Source organism: Aquipuribacter hungaricus, assembly GCF_037860755.1.
In the GTDB taxonomy this organism is placed as follows: domain Bacteria; phylum Actinomycetota; class Actinomycetes; order Actinomycetales; family JBBAYJ01; genus Aquipuribacter; species Aquipuribacter hungaricus.
Map to the genome: position 1 here is coordinate 1 of NZ_JBBEOI010000328.1, position 3102 is coordinate 3102.

3 protein-coding genes are annotated in these 3102 nt (G+C 74.7%); all 3 read left to right on the top strand.

Annotated elements, in window-relative coordinates; all coding sequences use genetic code 11:
• Positions 1 to 324: 324 nt before the first annotated feature.
• Positions 325 to 1512: a pyruvate dehydrogenase (acetyl-transferring) E1 component subunit alpha gene (gene pdhA, locus WCS02_RS19045; protein WP_376983984.1), complete on the top strand. Its 1188-nt coding sequence runs from the start codon at positions 325 to 327 to the stop codon at positions 1510 to 1512.
• Positions 1513 to 1559: 47 nt separating this feature from the next.
• Positions 1560 to 2507 carry an alpha-ketoacid dehydrogenase subunit beta gene (locus WCS02_RS19050; protein WP_376984002.1) on the top strand — a complete coding sequence of 316 codons (948 nt, stop codon included), beginning with the start codon at positions 1560 to 1562 and terminating at the stop codon, positions 2505 to 2507.
• A gap of 28 nt (positions 2508 to 2535) precedes the next feature.
• Positions 2536 to 3102 (top strand): biotin/lipoyl-containing protein (locus WCS02_RS19055; protein ID WP_340295860.1); only part of this gene is annotated, 567 nt, incomplete at its 3' end.

A 3102-nucleotide genomic window follows, 5' to 3' on the forward strand; every position in this document is an offset into this window, starting at 1 on the left:
CCCCGGTCGAGCCCGAGCCCGCCCCCCCGGTCGAGCCCGAGCCGGCCCCGCCCGTCCCCTGCCCGTAGCCCGCAGCGCTCAGCACGACCTCCGACCCGGCGGCAGGAGCAGGCAGCAGTGACACCACGTCCTCCCTGCAGCACCCTCAGCAGGGCGTCCGTGTGGCGTCCCGCCGCAGTCCGTCGTGCATGGTCGTGGTCGGCGGCGCGATAGGTATGGTCTGCACTGCCCAGGGCCGACCCCCCGGGCTCCGGGGGTCCGCAGCACGCGGCGTCCCGGGTCGGCGAGGCGGGGCGATCCCCCGCCGAGGCGAGGAGGACGCACGTGCCCGACACCGACGTCGGACCGGCAGGCAGCCCCGATCGGGCAGCCCACGTCGACCGCGAAGCAGACACGATGATCCAGATGCTCACCCCCGAGGGCGAGCGACCCGAGCCCACCGGCGCCGCGCTGGAGTACGCCGCCTACGTCGAGGACGTGACCGACGACGACCTCCGCGGCATGTACCGCGACATGGTGATCGTCCGTCGGTTCGACGCCGAGGCCACCGCGCTCCAGCGCCAGGGCGAGCTCGGCCTGTGGGCGAGCCTGCTCGGTCAGGAGGCCGCCCAGGTCGGCAGCGGCCGCGCCCTGCGCCCGCAGGACTTCGCCTACCCGACCTACCGCGAGCACGGCGTGGCCTGGTGCCGCGGCGTCCCGCCGACCGCCCTGCTCGGCTTGTACCGCGGCGCGAGCCTGGGCGGCTGGGACCCGGCCGAGCACGGCTTCGCGCTCTACACGATCGTCATCGGCTCCCAGACCCTGCACGCCACCGGCTACGCGATGGGCGTGCAGCGCGACCACGCGGTCGGCACGGGCGAGCCCGACCGGGACGCGGCTGTCATCGCCTACCTCGGCGACGGCGCCACCAGCCAGGGAGACGTGAGCGAGGCGCTCGTCTTCTCCGCGGTCTACAACGCGCCCGTCGTGTTCTTCTGCCAGAACAACCAGTGGGCGATCTCCGAGCCCAACACCCGCCAGACCCGGGTCCCGCTGTTCAAGCGGTCCTCCGGCTTCGGCATCCCGGGGGTCCGGGTCGACGGCAACGACGTCCTCGCCACGCTGGCCGTCACCCGCGCCGCCACCGAGCGGGCGCGCTCCGGCGGCGGCCCGACCTTCGTCGAGGCGTACACGTACCGGATGGGTGCCCACACCACCTCCGACGACCCGAGCCGCTACCGGATCGCCGCCGAGGTCGAGGAGTGGAAGCTCAAGGACCCGATCGCGCGGGTCAAGGCGTACCTGGCGCGCTCCGGCGCGGCCGACGAGGACTTCTTCGCCGAGGTCGAGGCCGAGGCCAAGCAGATCGCCACGGAGCTCCGCGTCACCTGCCGGGCGCTGCCCGACCCGCCGCCGGAGTCGATGTTCGACGACGTCTACGCCGAGCCCCACGCCGTCCTGGACGCCGAGCGCGAGGAGTACCTGGCCTACCGTGCGGGCTTCGCCGACGACACCGAGGAGGTGCGCACGTGACCGTGACCAGCCTCGGCAAGGCCATCAACGCCGGCCTGCGCGCCGCCATGGACCACGACCCCAAGGTCGTCCTCATGGGCGAGGACATCGGCGCCCTGGGCGGCGTGTTCCGGGTGACCGACGGCCTGCAGAAGGACTTCGGCGAGGACCGCGTCATCGACACCCCGCTCGCGGAGTCCGGCATCGTCGGCACCGCCATCGGCCTGGCCATGCGCGGCTACCGCCCGGTCGTGGAGATCCAGTTCGACGGGTTCGTGTTCCCGGCCTTCGACCAGATCGTCACCCAGCTCGCCAAGATGGGGAACCGCTCCGCCGGGCGGGTCCGCCTGCCCGTCGTCATCCGCATCCCCTTCGGCGGGGGCATCGGCGCGGTCGAGCACCACTCGGAGTCGCCGGAGTCCTACTTCGTCCACACCGGCGGGCTGCGGGTGGTCACCCCGTCCACGCCGGAGGACGCGTTCTGGATGGTCCAGCAGGCCGTCGCCTGCCCCGACCCCGTCGTCTTCCTCGAGCCCAAGCGCCGCTACTGGGACAAGGGCGAGGTGCCGGAGGGCGCCGTGCTCCGCAGCCCCGGCGACGCCCCCCGCCCGTTCGGCGCAGCCCACGTGGCCCGGCCCGGCGCCGACGTGACGATGCTCTGCTACGGCCCGATGGTGCGGACCTGCCTCGCCGCCGCGGAGGCCGCGGCCGCCGACGGCACCGCCGACATCGAGGTCGTGGACCTGCGCAGCCTGTCGCCGCTGGACCTGCCGACCGTCATGGCCTCGGTCCGGCGCACCGGCCGGGCCGTCGTCGTCCACGAGGCCCCGACCACCCTCGGCCTCGGTGCCGAGCTCGCCGCCCGCGTCCAGGAGGGCTGCTTCTACCACCTCGAGGCACCGGTGCTCAGGGTCGGCGGGTTCTCCGCCCCCTACCCGGCGGCCAAGATCGAGGACGAGTACCTGCCCGACCTCGACCGCGTCCTCGACGCCGTCGACCGGGTGCTCGCGCACTGACGCGCGGGCCGAGGAGGAGGGTGACGCCATGAGCGTCCAGACGTCCGGCGCGACCGCGCCAGCAGCACAGGGCACCGTCGAGCACTACCGCATGCCCGACGCGGGGGAGGGCCTCACCGAGGCCGAGGTCGTCACCTGGCGGGTCGCCGTCGGCGACACCGTCGAGGTCAACGACGTCGTCGTCGAGGTGGAGACCGCCAAGTCCCTCGTCGAGCTCCCGTGCCCGTACGCGGGCGTCGTCGTCGAGCTCATGGCCGCCGAGGGCGACACGGTCGCGGTCGGCACGCCGATCCTCGCCGTGCGCACCGGGGACGCTCCCGAGGCCGACGCCGACGGCGGCGGCGGGACGACGGACCGACCGACCTCGCAGCCGGCCGACCGACCGACCGGGCAGTCGACCGACCAGGCCGACGCCAGGCCCGGCGCCGACGCCCACAGCGACGCCGCCCACGCGGCGCCCGTCGTCGGGGACGCCGCCCCCTCCGACGCCGACGGCGCCCCCGTGGGTCCGTCGGCAGAGACCGGGGCGCACCCCAGCACGCAGGCCGCCGCCGGGGCCGGGCGTACTGCCGTGCTCGTGGGCTACGGCCCCGCG